The organism is Bradyrhizobium stylosanthis (genome assembly GCF_001641335.1).
GTDB classification, from domain to species: domain Bacteria; phylum Pseudomonadota; class Alphaproteobacteria; order Rhizobiales; family Xanthobacteraceae; genus Bradyrhizobium; species Bradyrhizobium stylosanthis.
Window position 1 is genome coordinate 354,655 of sequence record NZ_LVEM01000004.1, and the last position, 14,411, is coordinate 369,065.

Here is a 14,411-nt window from a genome sequence, read left to right on the forward strand (position 1 = left end):
CCAGGGTGCAGACTACACCAGTCAGCGGCCCCGCGTTAAGCGCGACCGGCTTGGAATAAGCCCGTCATTTGGCTATCACCTTTTCGAGAAACTGCCCGGAGGAACTGATGCTCGCCCCTACCCCTGCCTCGCCCGAATCTGTCGGCATGTCCAAGGCCGCGCTCGACCGCGTCGATGCGCATCTGAAGAACAGGTACATCGATGCCGGCCGCTTCCCGGGCACGCATCTCCTGGTCTATCGCCGCGGCAAGATCGCCCACAGCTCGGTTCAGGGCCTCGCCGACGTCGAGCGCAAGGTGCCGGTCAAGGACGACACCATCTACCGCATCTATTCCATGACCAAGCCGCTCACCAGCGTTGCCTTCATGATGCTGGTCGAGGAAGGCCTGGTCGCGATCGACGAGCCTGTCGCCAAGTACATTCCGGAATGGAAGGATCTCGGCGTGTTCGTCGCCGGCACCGCGCCGGCCTTCCTGACCCGTCCGCAGTCGCGGCCGATGCTGATCGTGGACCTGTTGCGCCACACTTCCGGCCTCACCTACGGCTTCCAGCAGCGCTCCAATGTCGATGCCGCCTACCGGACCGAGAAGATCGGCGAGGTCGAGAAGTCGGGCACGCTCCAGAGCATGATCGAGAGCCTCGCAAAAATCCCGCTGGAGTTCTCGCCGGGCGAGTCCTGGAACTATTCGGTCGCGACCGACGTGCTCGGCTATCTCGTCGGCAAGATTTCCGGCATGCCGTTCGAGCAGTTCCTGAAGCAGCGGATTCTCGATCCGCTCGGCATGACCGACACCGATTTCCACGTGCCGGCGTCCAAGGCGCACCGTTTCGCTGCCTGCTACTCCGCCGATCCCGGCGGTGGCATGACCTTCCATGCCGGCCAGCGCCGCGAGGGACTGACGCTGCAGGACGATCCGACGACCAGCTCGTTCCTGTCACCGCCCTCGCTCATCTCCGGCGGTGGCGGGCTGTGTTCGACCATGGCCGACTACCTCACCTTCTGCCGTGCACTGCTCAACGGTGGCGAGCTCGGCGGCGTCCGGCTGATCGGACCGAAGACGCTGGCGCTGATGACGACCAACCACATTCCCGGCGGCCGCGCGCTGCCGGAAGTGTCGCGCTCGCTGTTCTCGGAAGCCACCTATAACGGCATCGGCTTCGGCCTCGGCTTTGCCGTGACGATGCGCCCCGCCGAGACGCTGATCGCCGGCAGCCCCGGCGAATATAATTGGGGCGGTGCGGCCACGACCTCGTTCTGGATCGACCCGGCCGAGGAGCTGATCACCATCTTCATGACCCAGGTGCTGCCGTCGAGCGCCTATCCGCTCCGCCGCGAGCTGCGCAGCATGGTGTATGCCGCGATCACCGAGAGCAATCTGTAACCATTGAACTGATCCCGCGGCCGGCGGCCGCGGGATCGCACGATCAGATGCTCATTTGAGCATCTCCGGCACGATCAGCCGCGGCAGGAACAACGACACGCTCGGCCAGACGATGAGCGCCGCCAGCACGAGCAGCATCGGAACCAGCATGATCACCGTGTCCTTCAGCGCATAGCGAAGCCGCACGCCGGCGACCGAACAGGCGATCATCAGGCACAGGCCGTAAGGCGGCGTCACCAGTCCGAAGGCCAGCGATACGATCGATATGATCGCGAACTGGACCGGATGGAGCTCGACGGACTTGGCCAGCGGCTCCAGCACGGTGCCGACGATGATGATGGCCGGGATGGCATCGAGGAAGCAGCCGACCACCAGGAAGCAGAAGGCGATGAAGAAGCCGGCCGCGATCGGGCCCATGCCCCATGTCGAGACGTTGGCCAGCAGCTCCTGCGGGATCTTGTAATAGGCAAGCAGCCAGCCGAACGCGCTGGCCGTGCCGACGCAAAACAGCGCGACGCCGGCAAGACGCCCGGTGTCGAGCAAGGCCCTGTACAGTTCGCGCAGCCCCGTCTCGCGATAGAAGAACGTCGAGAGCGCCACGGAATAGAGCACCGCGACGCAGGCGGATTCCGTCGCGGTGAACCATCCGAGCAGGATGCCGCCGACGATGATGAACGGCGTCATCAGGGCCGGTATCGACTGCCAGATGGCGCATCGCATCTCGACCCAGGTCGCCTTCGGATAGGTCGGATAGCCGCGACGCACCGCATAGATGTGCACCGTCGCCATCTGCGCGCCCGCGATCAGCAGACCCGGCACGATGCCGGCGAGATACATCGCCGCAATCGAGGTTGAGATCAGCCCGCCCCACACGATCATGAGGATGGACGGCGGGATAATGACCGCCAGAACCGCCGACACCGCCGTGATGGCGATGGAGAACGAGAGGTCGTAGCCCTCCTTGGTCTGCGCATCGATGAAGATCTTGGATTGGCTCGCCGCGTCGGCGGTCGACGAGCCCGAGATGCCGGCGAAAAAGACCGACAGCACGACGTTGATCTGCGCCAGCGATCCGGGCCAGTGCCCGACCATCGAACGCGACAGCGCCACGAGGCGGTCGGTGATGCCGCCGATGCTCATCAGATTTGCCGTCAGCAGGAAGAACGGCACCGCCAGCAGGATGAATGAATTGTAGGCGTTGAACGTCTCCTGCGCGAGCATCATCAGGGATAGATGCGGTTCGATCAGCAGGATCGGCACGCATGCAAGGCCGAGCGCGAAGGCGACCGGCACGCGCGCGATGAGCAGGCCGACGAACACGCCGAACAGCACCATCGCGGCCTGGCCGGCGGAGAGGACATTGCCGCTCATCGCCGTCCTCCCGCTAGAACGCGCGCTTCATCGACGATCTGTTCGCCCGCAAAGGCGATCCACGTCACCCCGGTTACGGGCCACGCGATGTGGATCAACCAAAGCGGCAGATCGGCCAGCTCCGACGTCCTGTTCCAGGCAAACCGGGTGAACTCGATTCCGGCCCATACGAACACCAGCGCCAGCGCCAGCACGCCGAGCCGCGCGAGGATCCGCACGGCGGCCTCCGACCGCCGCGACAAATCGGGCCAAACATCGACCTCGAAATGCTGCGATTCCCGCACGCCGACCATGGCCCCGATCATGATCGTCCAGACGAACAGGAACCGGGCCATTTCCTCCGTCCAGATGTAGGACGGAATGAAGGGCGTGTAGCGCGAGATGATCTGCAGCGTCACGGGGACGACGAGGATGCCGACACAGGCCGCGAGCAGGATTTCCAGCAGTTTCGCATAGGCCGCCGTGACGCGGCGCCACAGCGACGGTGTGGACGAGACAGGCATGTCGGACATTGGGACTCCGTGCGGCAGCACATCCGCCACGGCCGGGCAAGAAGCGGGGCTTGCCCGGACATGCCGTCGGCGGATGCAACGAGCTCAGGCGACGTTGATCTTCTCGAAAATGCCCTCCGCGCCAATCTCCTTGGCGTAGGTGGCCATCACGGGGTCGGCGAGCTTCTTCATGGCGTCCCGCTCCTCGAACGGAACGCGCTTGAGCTTGCCGGCCTTCTCGAGCGTGTCGAGCTTGATGACCTCTTCGCTCGATTCCAGCTGACGGCCGTAGTCGCCGGCCTCCTTGCCGGCCTTCATGATCGCATCCTGCAGATCCTTCGGCAGGGTCTTCAGCGTCTTCACCGAGAAGCAGATCGGCCGGATCGAAACGGCGTGCTGGGTCAGGTTGAGATGCGGGGCCACCTCGTAGAACTTCATCGCCTCCACGCCCGCCGCCTCGTTTTCGCCGGCCGAGATCACCCCGTTCTGGATCGCATTGTAGATCTCGTTATAGGCGATCACGGTCGGGCTCATGCCGACGGCCGCAAAGGTCTTCGACCAGATCGGCGCGCCCTGCACGCGAACCTTGAGGCCCTTGAGATCGGCGAGGTTCTTGAGCGGCTTGTTGGCGAAGATGTTGCGGATGCCGCCGCCGGAATAGCCGATCAGCACGACCTCGGCCTTGGCCGCGACCTCGTCGGCGATCGGCGCCAGGATATTGGCTTCGACCACCTTGTTCATGTGCTCGATGCCCTTGAACACGAAGGGCGCATCGATGAACGGAGCCGCCTTGGCGAAGGTCGACATGTGAGCCGGCGATACGATGCCGTAATCGACCGCCTTTCCTTGCGACATGTACTCGAAATACTGCTTCTCGAGACCGAGTGAGGAATTCCTGTGGAGCGTGAAGTTGACGGGCTTGCCGTAATATTTCTTCACGAGTTCTTCGAACCGGAGCAGCGCCCGGTTGAAAGCATGATCGTCGTTGAACTGGACCGCGCCATTCAATGTGATCGGCGCCTGCGCCCTGAGGACCGACGGCATGCCAATCGCAGCCGCAGCAGTGGTCGCACCGAGACCAGCGAGAAATGACCTTCGCTTCATCGTCTCCCCTCCCTTTGATGCTCCGGCCCCGTTGCGAGGGGCCGTGCGCGCAGCCGGTATGCGGCTTGCGAGGGGAAGCGTATGAAAAACCCCGGCGGGACGAAAGTCATTTCGCGCGCGCCGAGGGTACTCTTCGTCGCAGGAGACGACCTGCTGCACTGCAACTGCCGGCGCGCGGCAGGCTCCCCGCTCCCGCCGGCAACCGGGAAGACGTGCGGTCCCCTGCCGCTGCAGGAAGGCCCGCGCGTCTTCCACGGAAGACCTAGTGCATGTGGCCGATCAGATAGATGCCGCCACCGATCACCAGCACGGCCGGCACGGCCCACAGAATCAGAACTGGCATTCGTCATCCTCCTCAGTTCGACGTGCAGACCTTGACCGTCTTCATGCCGCTCTCGGCCTCGGTGCGCGACTTGTAGATCGTGCCCGACGGGCTCACGACGGTCATGGACGTGTCCGTCGGCTTCTTGTCGACGATGGTGCACTTCTTCGTCTTGACGTCCTGGACGACGTAGAACTCGTCGGCCGCGAACGCCGGCAGGGACATCGCTGCAACCATCAGCGCTGCAGTCGCAATCTTCAGCTTCATTTTCTCCTCCTCCAATTGCCGGGCGTTATGGCCCGGTCGAGTCGCAAACGGGAAAAAGAGGCAATTTGTTCCTCCGCGCAGGAACGGCGTGCACGGTGAGGTGTTGGTGCGGCGCCTGTTTCAACGAGGAGGACAAGATGAAAAAGCTGTTCCTGCTGTCCGCAGCAGCTGTGTTGATCTCGACCGGCGCATTCGCGCAGTCGACCGTGGTGACCACGACCGGAACCGGCCACGCGGCCGCGGTTCAGATCGAGCCGGAGTACCGCACGAGGATCAAATCCTACGTCACCGAGCGCCGCGTGCGTCCGATCACGACGAAGGAGAAGATCATCGTCGGCGCGACGGTGCCGAGCGAGGTCGAGCTCGAAGCGGTTCCGGCCGATTGGGGCCCGTCGCTGACGAAGTATCGCTACGTCTATTCCGGCGAACGCGTGATGCTGGTGGATCCCGGCACGCGGACCGTCGTTCAGGAAATCGATTGACCGGGACGGACGGGCGGCCGCAGCAAACGCGGCCGCCCACCGGAGTTCACCGCATGAAACCGCATCGAGAGGCGCGGATCGCCGGGCTTAGCCTGGCGGCCGTCTACGTCATGTGTCTGGTGCTGACCGCGATCAGCATGAGCTGAGGCGCGGCGCCGCCCGCACTGCGCTGCAAAATTCTTTCCGAAGGCGCGCCACATGCGAAAATCGTGGCGCGCTGCCAGTCCTGCCCGTATGGTTCTCGCCAAAATCATAATTCGGCGCCGTCGCGCCGGAATCGGGACGCCCGCGTTTGTCAAAGCTCTCCCTGCCGGTCCGGCTCGCTCTCCTGGTCGCGGGAACGACGCTGCCGATGATCGTGTTCGCGGTCGGCATCGCATTCTACCACTACAAGCAGGATCGCAGCGACGCGACGCGCCGCGTGCTGGAGAACGTGCGCAGCATGCGCCTCGTGCTGGATTCCGAGGTGCAGCGCATGACCGGCAGTTTGCAGGTCCTGGCGCTGACCAACTCGCTGCGCAACGACGACTTCGTGAACTTCCGCCGCATCGCGCTCGGCTTCCTCGACCAGTACGGCAAGGGCGGCCTGCTGCTGATCTCCGACCGCAAGGGCCGGCTGTTGTTCTCCTCGACGACGGAGGACACCGCGAGCCTGCCGTCGCGCAGCAATCTCGAGATGGTCGAGAGGGTCTTTGCAAAGAGGGTCCCGCAATATTCCGACCTGTTCACCGGCGCGATCAACGGACGGCAGGTGCTGACCGTCGAAGTGCCGGTGTTCCGCAACGGCGAGGTGATCTATGCGCTGTGCTTCAGTCCGCCGATCGGCATCTTCCAGGAGCTGATCGAGAAGCAGCGGCCGGATCGGCACTGGACCGTATCCCTGCTCGACACCACCGGCACGGTGTTCGCTCGCGTGCCGAACCCCAACGAGACCTTCGGCAAGCGCGCCTCGCCGTCGCTCTACGCGGAAATGTTTCGCGCGCCCGAAGCCACGCTGTCGTCGGTCTCGCTCGACGGCGTCCCGCTCGCTTCCGCTTATACCCGATCGCAGCTCACGGGATGGACGGTGGCCGCCGGCGTCCCCGAGAGCTCGCTGATCGCCCCGCTATGGCGCAACATCGCGATCACCAGCCTGATCGGCGGCATCCTGCTGCTGATCGGCCTCACCTTCGCGGTCCGGATGGCGACCACCATCGCCCGAGGCGAGATGCTGCACGATCTCTTGATCGAGGAGCTCAACCACCGCGTCAAGAACACGCTCGCCCTGATGCAGGCGATCGCGGTGCAGACCTTCCGCAGCGCCAGCCGCGACGAGCGGACGAAATTCGAGGGACGCCTCGGCGCGCTCGCCGAGGCGCACAACCTGCTCAGCCAGGAGAAATGGGCGGGCTCGGAGCTGCGAGACGTGATCGCCCGCGCGCTGCAGCCCTTCCTGCTGACCAATCCCGACCGCATCCGCATGGCCGGCCCCGCCGTGCCGCTGTCGCCGCGGCTGGCCGTGGTGCTGTCGATGATCGTGCACGAGATCGCCACCAACGCCGCGAAGTACGGCGCGCTGTCGAACGAGACCGGCCGGGTCACGCTGGACTGGGAGGTCGTCACCGAGACGCCGAAGCCGCGGCTGCGCCTGATCTGGACCGAGATGGGCGGGCCGCCGGTGACCGCGCCGGTGCAGCGCGGCTTCGGCTCGCGCCTGATCGAGCGCAGCGCGCGCGACCAGCTCGGCGGCGAGGCGACCGTCGACTTCCTGCCGCGCGGCGTCGTCTGCAACGTGACCTGCACGCTGGACGAGGCGCGGTAGGCGATCTACTTGCGGCGCGCCGCCGCGGCGAGCCCCTCGATCCATTCCTGATGCGCATTCAGCATCGGATTGGGCCTCGTCTGCGCCAGATCCCGCGCCGGCTGGCCGGTCTGGGTCTCCTGCGTGAGAACGCGCACGCGGCCTCCGGACAAATCCTCGATCAGCCAGGCGTGATGCACGTCGAGCCGCGTCGCGGCATCGCCCTCGACCCAGCCGTGCCAGGCGACCCGCGCCGGCTTGCCCGGTGCCGGCGGCTCGTATTCGGTCACCTCAGCCTCCACCGGAAAGCTGAAGGTGGTGAAGCGGAAGCGCGCCCCGAGACCCAGCGCCGGCCCCTTGCCGTCGTGGAAGCGGATATCGGAGACGTTGCCGTAATAGGTCGGCCAGGCCGAGGTGTCGTTGAGCTGCGGCCAGACCTGGTCGGCACGCAGGCCCTTCACGATGATCTCGTTCGAGACGTAATTGTCGGTCGTGCCCGGAAGATATTGCTCGGGCCAGATGATGTCGCTCATTGCGGTGAAATCCTCGTTTCGGGTCGGAATTGCGGCTTGGCCATTGGACTTTCGGACAGATGGGCGCTAGGTCCGGATGGCGCCAATCGTCATTTCCGATCACGATCATCAGCATGCGCGATATCAGAACGCTCGACCTCAATCTGCTGAAGGCCTTCAATGCGCTGATCGAGGAGCGCAACGTCACGCGCGCCGCGGCCAGGCTCGCGCTGACGCAGTCTGCGATGAGCGGAACCTTGATGCGCCTGCGCGACAGTTTTGACGATCCCCTGTTCGTCCGTACCCAGCGCGGCATCGTGCCGACCGCTCGCGCATTGGAGCTCGCCGACCCGGTCAAGCGAGTGCTGGACGACGTCGAGGCACTGTTGAAACCGCGCGCCTTCGAGCCAGCGGCCGCGAGCTTCAAATTGTCGCTTGCCGCGACCGACTACGCCTTGCGGGCTGTCGTCGTCCCCTTCCTCGCAGCGCTGCGAGCACGCGCCCCGCATATCCGCGTGGCGGTGCGTCCGATCGACGATGATCGGCTGCGGAGCCAGTTCGAGCGCGGCGATCTCGACCTCGCACTGCTCACGCCGGAGACGACGCCTCCGGACCTGCATGTCCGCCGTCTGTTCGAAGAGCAATATGTCTGCGCGATGCGCCGCGATCATCCCGACGCCAAACGCAGGACATTGTCGCTCGATCGCTTCTGCGCGCTCGACCACGCGCTGGTCTCCTATGCCGGCGACAGTTTTGCAGGCACGACCGACACGGCGCTTGCAAGGCTCGGACGCCGGCGACGGGTCAGCCTGTCGGTCGCGAGCTTCCTGGTTCTGCCCGAGGTGCTGCGCGCCACCGATCTCATTGCGGTCGCGCCACGACGCCTGGTCGCCGGGATCGACGGGCTGACCCTGCTCAAGCCGCCGCTGGATATCCCCGGCTTTGCCAAGATCGCCGCCTGGCACGACCGCACCCATCGCGACCCCGGGCATCGCTGGATCCGCGCACTGCTGTTCGAGACGTCAGGGGTGAAAACGAGAAGGGAGAAGACCCCATGAAGATCACAGGGATTCGCACCCACATCCTCGAGGCAAGGCTCTCGCAACCCTTCGCCTATTCGCGCGCCTGGTACGACACCCGTACCGCGATGCTGGTCGAGATCGAGACCGATGCCGGGCTGACGGGCTGGGGCGAATGCTACGGACCTGCGCGAATGACCTCGGCCGTCGTGCAGACCATCGCGCCCTGGCTGATCGGCGAGGACCCGCTGCGCAGCGACGTGCTGTGGCAGACGATCTACGCACGCCTGCGCGATCACGGCCAGAAGGGCGTCGTGATCCAGGGGCTGAGCGGCATCGACATCGCGCTGTGGGACATCAAGGGCAAGCATTTCGGCGTGCCCGCCTATCTGCTGCTCGGCGGCGCGGCGCGCAAGCAGGTCGCGGCCTATGCGACCGGGCTCTACCGGCGCAAGACGGGCGATCCGCGCAAATATCTGCCGGAGGAAGCGGCCGGTTATGTCGCGGAAGGTTTTCGCGCCGTGAAGCTGAAGGTCGGCTTCGGCGTCGAGGAGGATGTCGCAGTCACCCGCGCCGTGCGCGAGGCGATCGGCCCCGACGTCGCGCTGATGGTGGATGCGAACCATGCCTATGACGCGGTCGCTGCGATCCGGCTCGGCCGCCTGATCGAAGGCTGCGACATCGGCTGGTTCGAGGAGCCGGTGCCGCCGGAGGACGTCGCGGGCTACCGCGCGGTGAGATCGGCCCTGTCTATACCGATCGCAGGCGGTGAATGCGAATTCACGCGCTTCGGCTTCCGCGACCTATTCGCCTCGCATGCGCTCGACATCGCCCAGCCCGACACCTGCGCGGCCGGCGGCCTCACCGAATGCAAGAAGATCGCCGACATGGGCGAGGCGTTCGGCATCCGCTACAATCCGCATGTCTGGGGCACGGGGATTGCGATCGCGGCCTCGCTCCAGCTCCTCGCCGTTCTGCCGTCGCACACGCCGACCTCGCTCGCGCCACAGGAGCCGATGCTCGAGTTCGACCGCACCGAACATCCGATCCGGCAGGCGATCCTGAAACATCCGATCGAGCATGCGAACGGAATCGTACGCGTACCCGACGGGCCTGGACTCGGAATCGAGATCGATCGCGACGCGCTGGCGCGATTTGCCGCGAGCTGATTCGCGTCCGCCGTCAGGCCGCCCGAAAGCCACTTTTCGCGAGACATTTCAACGACATTTGACGCCTCTCGCGCGTTCACTTTGACAACGCCTCGCCGCCACACGGCGTGCGTTTGCGAAAACGCGCGCCGACCCGGAGCAGGATCGGGCAAAGCACGGCCGCTTCAGGAAAGACGCTGTGCGCCCACGCGCCTAGAACCCCCGCCGACCCGTGCAAATACGGGCGACTGATGTGCAGCCTGAGACGATCAGGAGAAGCCACATGATGATCGGGAGCACCGCACCCATGCGCAATCCCTCGCCAAAGGGCTTGCCACCCATACCCGGCGCCAAGCCGGACGACCACGAGACCTCCGAGCTGCGCGCCGCCGATGCGGAGATGGCGCGTGTGCTCAAGACCAAGCCGCTCCGCATGGCCTCCGATTCCGAAAGCGGCGCGATCGCCTATTGGAAGCACGAGCCGCTGCACGACGTGGTCGAGCCCATGGTCGATCACGTCGTCATGGCCTATCCCGCCGGATCGCAGGCGCTGGAGCGTCGCAGTGGAAAATCGGCTGCGATCAGCACGGCGCGTCCCGGCGTGGTGACGATCATTCCGGCCGGATCGACCTCCCGATGGGACATTCACCGGCCCATGCATTCGTTCAGCTCTATCTTCCGCAGAGGACGCTGTTGCGGATCGCCGACGAGGCGAGCACGGCAAGCGCCGGCGACCTGCTCGAGCGAACCGGGCATCCCGACGCCATCACGTCGCGCCTGCTGCTGAGCGCCGCCGACTCGCTCGAAGGCAGCGCCGCGCTGGACACCCTGTTCAGGCAGCAATTGACAGATCTGCTCGCCACGCGCCTGCTCGCCGCGCATGCCGGCGTGCCGGCTACGGCGCAACCGATCGTCGGAGGCCTCTCGCCGTCGGTGCTGCGCCGGGCGATCGAACGCCTGCGCTCCGACAGCGATGCAGACGTCTCGCTCTCGGCGCTGGCATCCGACGCGGGCCTGTCGCGCTTTCACTTCTGCCGCTCCTTCAAGGAAAGCACCGGGCTCTCGCCGCATGCCTGGCTGCGCCAGCACCGGCTCGAGCAGGCCATGAACATGCTGCGGGAGAGCGACGAGTCGGTCGTCTCGATCGCGGCGGCGCTCGGCTATTCCTCGCAGACCGCATTCGCCGCGGCGTTCAAGAAGCTGACGGGTGAGACGCCGAGCGATTGGCGCAGGCGCGTGCGTTAGCAGCAATCTCGCGACAGGGACGGCAATCGCTCTGGGGCAGTCGAAGATCTGGTTCGCTAAACATCCTGGCAACACGCCACGCGGACGGAGACGGACGATGAACTGGAAACTCCCAGCGATTGCACCGCGACGCAAAGCCATTTCCACGGCGCTCATCTACGGCCTCTCGCTGACCGTGCGCCTGACCTCGCCGACGGCCCAAGAGGCGCCGCCACAAATCGCTCAAGGCGCCAATCGCACGGCATCGATCCTGATCGACCGGAACTGGCCCAACAGGCCCGCACTGCCTGCAGCGCTGCGCGGCTGGCCACTCGGCCCGCGAAGCTGCCGCGCGGCCTGTGAAGGCCCTGCGCTCATGTCCTCATTGCCGAGCTGCACCGCGCCGTAGCGACATAGCCGTCACCTCTCCGCGCCGTCATCACCACTGGGCTCCGCTCGCATCGAGCGGCCGCGATGACGCGCGTGGACAACCCAAGCCAAATCGAACTCAGGAGTAAACCACATGCGACTGCTCATCATCGGCTCCGGCTTTGCCGGCATGTACGCCGCCCTTTCCGCCGCGCGCCTGCGCGAGATCAAGGGCGTTTCGCCCGACGATCTCGAGATCGCGCTGATCGCACCGGAGCCGACGCTGGTGGTCCGCCCGCGGCTCTATGAGCCGAAGCCGGAAACGCTGACTGCGCCGCTGCTCGACGTCCTCAACGCCATCGACGTCAACTACATCCAGGGCAGCGCCGAGACCGTCAACACCGAGGCGCGGACGGTGCAGATCACGACGTCCGGCGGAACGCGCAAGACCCTGTCCTACGACCGCCTGGTGATCGCCACCGGCAGCCGCCTGTTCCGTCCCAACATCCCCGGCCTCGCCGAACACGGCTTCAGCGTCGACTCGCTCGATGACGCCGTCGCACTGGACAAGCATCTGCACGGTCTTGCGGGCCGGCCGGCCGTCAACGGACGCGACACGGTCGTCGTCGCCGGCGGCGGTTTCACCGGCATCGAGGCGGCAACCGAGTTGCCCGCACGCCTGCGCGAGATCTTCGGCAAGGATGCGAAGACACGCGTGATCATCGTCGAGCGCAACGGCGCGATCGCTCCCGACATGGGTGAAGGCCCCCGCCCGCACATCGAGGATGCCCTGCGCAAGCTCGGCGTCGAGACGCGGCTCGGCGCCGGCGTCGCCTCGCTCGACAAGTCGGGCGTGACGCTCTCGACCGGCGAGCACATCGAAACCGAGACGGTGGTCTGGGCCGCCGGCATCCGCGCCGCGCCGCTGACGGCGCAGATTGCCGCCGAGCGCGACAATTTCGGCCGGCTGCTGGTGGACCGCGACCTGCGCGTGCCCGGAGTCTCCGGTGTCTTCGCCACCGGCGATGCCGCGCGGGCCGCCTGCGACGACGAGGGCAATTACGCGCTGATGTCGTGCCAGCACGCCACGCGCATGGGCGCCTTTGCCGGCAACAACGCCGCCGCCGAGTTGCTCGGTCTTCCGACCAAGCCCTACCACCAGAAGGCCTATGTCACCTGTCTCGACCTCGGCGAAGCCGGAGCACTGTTCACGCGCGGCTGGGAGCGCAAGGTCGAGATGGTCGGCGACGTCGCGAAGAAGACGAAGCAGGAGATCAACACCGTCTGGATCTATCCGCCGAAGGCCGAACGCGCCGCCGCGCTCGCCTCGGCCGATCCGGAACGCGTCACCAGCCTCTAACGCCCGCAGCAATGACAGGCCGCGCTCCGCTGGCTGCGCGGCCTGCTCGACCACGATCAGCCAGACCAGGACTGAAACAGGAGACGAACATGAACCTGCACAACACCTCATATCCCCAGTCATCGGGCCGCGAAGAGCTCGTCCCGTCGCGCTACGCGCAGAAGATCGGCGACATCGACGTGCTGGTGGTCAGCGACGGCGTGCTGCCGCTTCCGACCACGATGCTGGGGCACAATGCTGCTCCGGCGGAGCGCGCGGCCTGGCTGCACGACATGTTCCTGCCGCAGGACGCGTTCGACTGGGCGCTGAATGCGGTCATGGTCCGCAGTGGCGGCAAGACCATTCTGATCGACGCAGGATTGGGATCCGACCCGAACCTGAATCTGCCGCGGGCCGGCCAGTTGATCAAGCGGCTCGAGGCAGTCGGCATCGATCTGTCGTCCGTGACGGACATCGTGCTGACCCACATGCACATGGACCACATCGGCGGGCTGCTCGTCGACGGCGTGAAGCAGCGACTGCGCAAGGATTTGCGCATCCACGTGGCGGCCGCCGAGGTGAAATTCTGGGAGGCTCCCGACTTTACCCACACCAACATGCCGCAGGGTTTTCCGGACGCGCTGCGCGCGACCGCGAAGCGGTTCGTGAGCGAGTTCGGCAGTCAGCTGCGCACGTTCGATGAGACGCACGAGATCGCGCCCGGCGTCGTCGCCCGCCGCACCGGCGGTCACACCCCCGGACACAGCGTGGTTCGCATCGCGTCCGGCGACGACGCGCTGACATTTGCGGGCGATGCCGTGTTTGCCGTCGGCTTCGAGCAGCCCCACTGGTACAACGGTTTCGAGCACGACCCCGACGAGGCCGCGCGCGTTCGCGTCAACCTGCTGCGAGAGCTCGCTGCCTCCGGCGAGATGCTGGTGGCCACCCACCTGCCGTTCCCGTCCGTCGGCCGCGTGGCGATTGACGGCGACGCCTTCCGCTGGGTGCCGGTGTTCTGGGACTACTGAGCACGCATCGGCTCGAAGCCGAAACCAGGGCGCGCGGCATCAAGCCGCGCGCCTCGCTTGGCGACGCGTTCGCCGTCTCCCGATCATGAGAGGCCCGGCACGCCTTTCGAGCCGGGCTTGAGCGCGGCCTCCACGGCATACGCGCCGGGGCCGTACGTCGCGATGAGGGAAAGCGCGCCGAGCAAGCCGAGATTCTTCAGGAAGTTGATGGTCTGCATCACGACCTGTGCTTCCGGCGCAGCCCAGAAATTATGGAACATCAGCGTCGCGGCAATCGTGAACGCCAGCAGGACCATGGCTGCCTGGCGCGCGAACAACCCGAACAGCAGCGCCATGCCGCCGCCGAGCTCAACCGCAATCGCACCTGCGGCGAGAACGGCGCCGAGCCCGTCCGCTCCTCCCGGAAGCCTGCCGGCGGTCACGGCGAATGCGAGCACCTTGCCGACACCGCTGTAGAGAAACAGCGGCGCGATCGCGGCACGCGCGAACAGGAGCACCCAGGCATCGCGCTGGGCTGCGGTCTCGGCGGAACGGGCGGACGTTGGCATTTCGGATCTCCTCTGGCGAAGTTTC

At 65.8% G+C, this 14,411-nt stretch carries 14 protein-coding genes and 1 pseudogene; 9 read left to right on the forward strand and 6 right to left on the reverse strand.

All coding sequences use genetic code 11. The annotated features are described in order from the left end of the window. The first annotated feature begins 107 nt into the window (after window positions 1-107). Window positions 108-1,382, forward strand: coding sequence for a serine hydrolase domain-containing protein (locus A7X65_RS28115; protein ID WP_063691393.1), 1,275 nt, complete (start codon window positions 108-110; stop codon window positions 1,380-1,382). Between the two features lie 51 nt (window positions 1,383-1,433). Here the strand turns inward: A7X65_RS28115 and A7X65_RS28120 are convergent, their stop codons facing one another. The 4 genes from A7X65_RS28120 to A7X65_RS28135 form a co-directional block, all read right to left on the reverse strand. Then, window positions 1,434-2,753 carry a TRAP transporter large permease gene (locus A7X65_RS28120; RefSeq protein WP_063691395.1) on the reverse strand — a complete coding sequence of 440 codons (1,320 nt, stop codon included), beginning with the start codon at window positions 2,751-2,753 and terminating at the stop codon, window positions 1,434-1,436. Continuing rightward, complete coding sequence (locus tag A7X65_RS28125) at window positions 2,750-3,265, reverse strand: TRAP transporter small permease (RefSeq protein WP_063691397.1); 516 nt, start codon at window positions 3,263-3,265, stop codon at window positions 2,750-2,752. The genes A7X65_RS28120 and A7X65_RS28125 overlap by 4 nt, the downstream gene beginning before the upstream one ends. Before the next feature lie 84 nt (window positions 3,266-3,349). Further along, window positions 3,350-4,348: a TRAP transporter substrate-binding protein gene (locus A7X65_RS28130; RefSeq protein ID WP_063691399.1), complete on the reverse strand. Its 999-nt coding sequence runs from the start codon at window positions 4,346-4,348 to the stop codon at window positions 3,350-3,352. 355 nt (window positions 4,349-4,703) lie between these two features. Then, entirely contained in the window at window positions 4,704-4,937 is a 234-nt protein-coding gene (locus A7X65_RS28135) for a hypothetical protein (RefSeq protein ID WP_063691401.1), read from the reverse strand. Between the two features lie 137 nt (window positions 4,938-5,074). On the opposite strand from A7X65_RS28135, the gene A7X65_RS28140 reads away from it, so the two are divergent. Both A7X65_RS28140 and A7X65_RS28145 read left to right on the forward strand, forming a co-directional pair. Next, window positions 5,075-5,419 carry a DUF1236 domain-containing protein gene (locus A7X65_RS28140; RefSeq protein WP_063691402.1) on the forward strand — a complete coding sequence of 115 codons (345 nt, stop codon included), beginning with the start codon at window positions 5,075-5,077 and terminating at the stop codon, window positions 5,417-5,419. Window positions 5,420-5,711: 292 nt separating this feature from the next. Continuing rightward, window positions 5,712-7,220: a sensor histidine kinase gene (locus A7X65_RS28145; RefSeq protein ID WP_063691403.1), complete on the forward strand. Its 1,509-nt coding sequence runs from the start codon at window positions 5,712-5,714 to the stop codon at window positions 7,218-7,220. Between the two features lie 5 nt (window positions 7,221-7,225). Here A7X65_RS28145 and A7X65_RS28150 read toward each other — a convergent pair whose 3' ends face one another. After that, window positions 7,226-7,732 carry an SRPBCC domain-containing protein gene (locus A7X65_RS28150; protein ID WP_063691404.1) on the reverse strand — a complete coding sequence of 169 codons (507 nt, stop codon included), beginning with the start codon at window positions 7,730-7,732 and terminating at the stop codon, window positions 7,226-7,228. Window positions 7,733-7,845: 113 nt separating this feature from the next. Between A7X65_RS28150 and A7X65_RS28155 the strand changes: the two genes are divergently transcribed. From A7X65_RS28155 to A7X65_RS28180, 6 genes and pseudogenes are all read left to right on the forward strand, one after another. Next, window positions 7,846-8,769 carry a LysR family transcriptional regulator gene (locus tag A7X65_RS28155; protein WP_063692552.1) on the forward strand — a complete coding sequence of 308 codons (924 nt, stop codon included), beginning with the start codon at window positions 7,846-7,848 and terminating at the stop codon, window positions 8,767-8,769. Beyond that, entirely contained in the window at window positions 8,766-9,899 is a 1,134-nt protein-coding gene (locus A7X65_RS28160) for a mandelate racemase/muconate lactonizing enzyme family protein (RefSeq protein WP_063691405.1), read from the forward strand. Before A7X65_RS28155 ends, A7X65_RS28160 begins: the two co-directional genes overlap by 4 nt. A 265-nt stretch (window positions 9,900-10,164) precedes the next feature. Next, window positions 10,165-11,123 (forward strand): annotated as a pseudogene (locus tag A7X65_RS28165) (helix-turn-helix domain-containing protein). A 97-nt stretch (window positions 11,124-11,220) separates the two neighbouring features. Then, the gene (locus A7X65_RS28170; RefSeq protein WP_063691406.1) at window positions 11,221-11,511 is read left to right on the forward strand and encodes a hypothetical protein; all 291 of its coding nucleotides are present in this window, start codon (window positions 11,221-11,223) and stop codon (window positions 11,509-11,511) included. A gap of 114 nt (window positions 11,512-11,625) precedes the next feature. Beyond that, window positions 11,626-12,831 (forward strand): NAD(P)/FAD-dependent oxidoreductase, encoded by a 1,206-nt coding sequence (locus A7X65_RS28175; RefSeq protein WP_063691407.1) that lies wholly within the window; start codon window positions 11,626-11,628, stop codon window positions 12,829-12,831. Window positions 12,832-12,920: 89 nt separating this feature from the next. Continuing rightward, entirely contained in the window at window positions 12,921-13,838 is a 918-nt protein-coding gene (locus A7X65_RS28180) for an MBL fold metallo-hydrolase (protein ID WP_063691408.1), read from the forward strand. An 83-nt stretch (window positions 13,839-13,921) separates the two neighbouring features. On the opposite strand, the gene A7X65_RS28185 is transcribed toward A7X65_RS28180, so the two are convergent. Further along, window positions 13,922-14,386 (reverse strand): DoxX family protein, encoded by a 465-nt coding sequence (locus tag A7X65_RS28185; RefSeq protein ID WP_063691410.1) that lies wholly within the window; start codon window positions 14,384-14,386, stop codon window positions 13,922-13,924. Window positions 14,387-14,411: the final 25 nt, after the last annotated feature.

Coding starts and splice junctions, on each gene's coding strand:
- A7X65_RS28115 (WP_063691393.1), top strand. CDS start 108: ATGCTCGCCCCTACCCCTGCCTCGCCCGAATCTGTCGGCATGTCCAAG.
- A7X65_RS28120 (WP_063691395.1), bottom strand. CDS start 2,753: ATGAGCGGCAATGTCCTCTCCGCCGGCCAGGCCGCGATGGTGCTGTTC.
- A7X65_RS28125 (WP_063691397.1), bottom strand. CDS start 3,265: ATGTCCGACATGCCTGTCTCGTCCACACCGTCGCTGTGGCGCCGCGTC.
- A7X65_RS28130 (WP_063691399.1), bottom strand. CDS start 4,348: ATGAAGCGAAGGTCATTTCTCGCTGGTCTCGGTGCGACCACTGCTGCG.
- A7X65_RS28135 (WP_063691401.1), bottom strand. CDS start 4,937: ATGAAGCTGAAGATTGCGACTGCAGCGCTGATGGTTGCAGCGATGTCC.
- A7X65_RS28140 (WP_063691402.1), top strand. CDS start 5,075: ATGAAAAAGCTGTTCCTGCTGTCCGCAGCAGCTGTGTTGATCTCGACC.
- A7X65_RS28150 (WP_063691404.1), bottom strand. CDS start 7,732: ATGAGCGACATCATCTGGCCCGAGCAATATCTTCCGGGCACGACCGAC.
- A7X65_RS28155 (WP_063692552.1), top strand. CDS start 7,846: ATGCGCGATATCAGAACGCTCGACCTCAATCTGCTGAAGGCCTTCAAT.
- A7X65_RS28160 (WP_063691405.1), top strand. CDS start 8,766: ATGAAGATCACAGGGATTCGCACCCACATCCTCGAGGCAAGGCTCTCG.
- A7X65_RS28170 (WP_063691406.1), top strand. CDS start 11,221: ATGAACTGGAAACTCCCAGCGATTGCACCGCGACGCAAAGCCATTTCC.
- A7X65_RS28175 (WP_063691407.1), top strand. CDS start 11,626: ATGCGACTGCTCATCATCGGCTCCGGCTTTGCCGGCATGTACGCCGCC.
- A7X65_RS28180 (WP_063691408.1), top strand. CDS start 12,921: ATGAACCTGCACAACACCTCATATCCCCAGTCATCGGGCCGCGAAGAG.
- A7X65_RS28185 (WP_063691410.1), bottom strand. CDS start 14,386: ATGCCAACGTCCGCCCGTTCCGCCGAGACCGCAGCCCAGCGCGATGCC.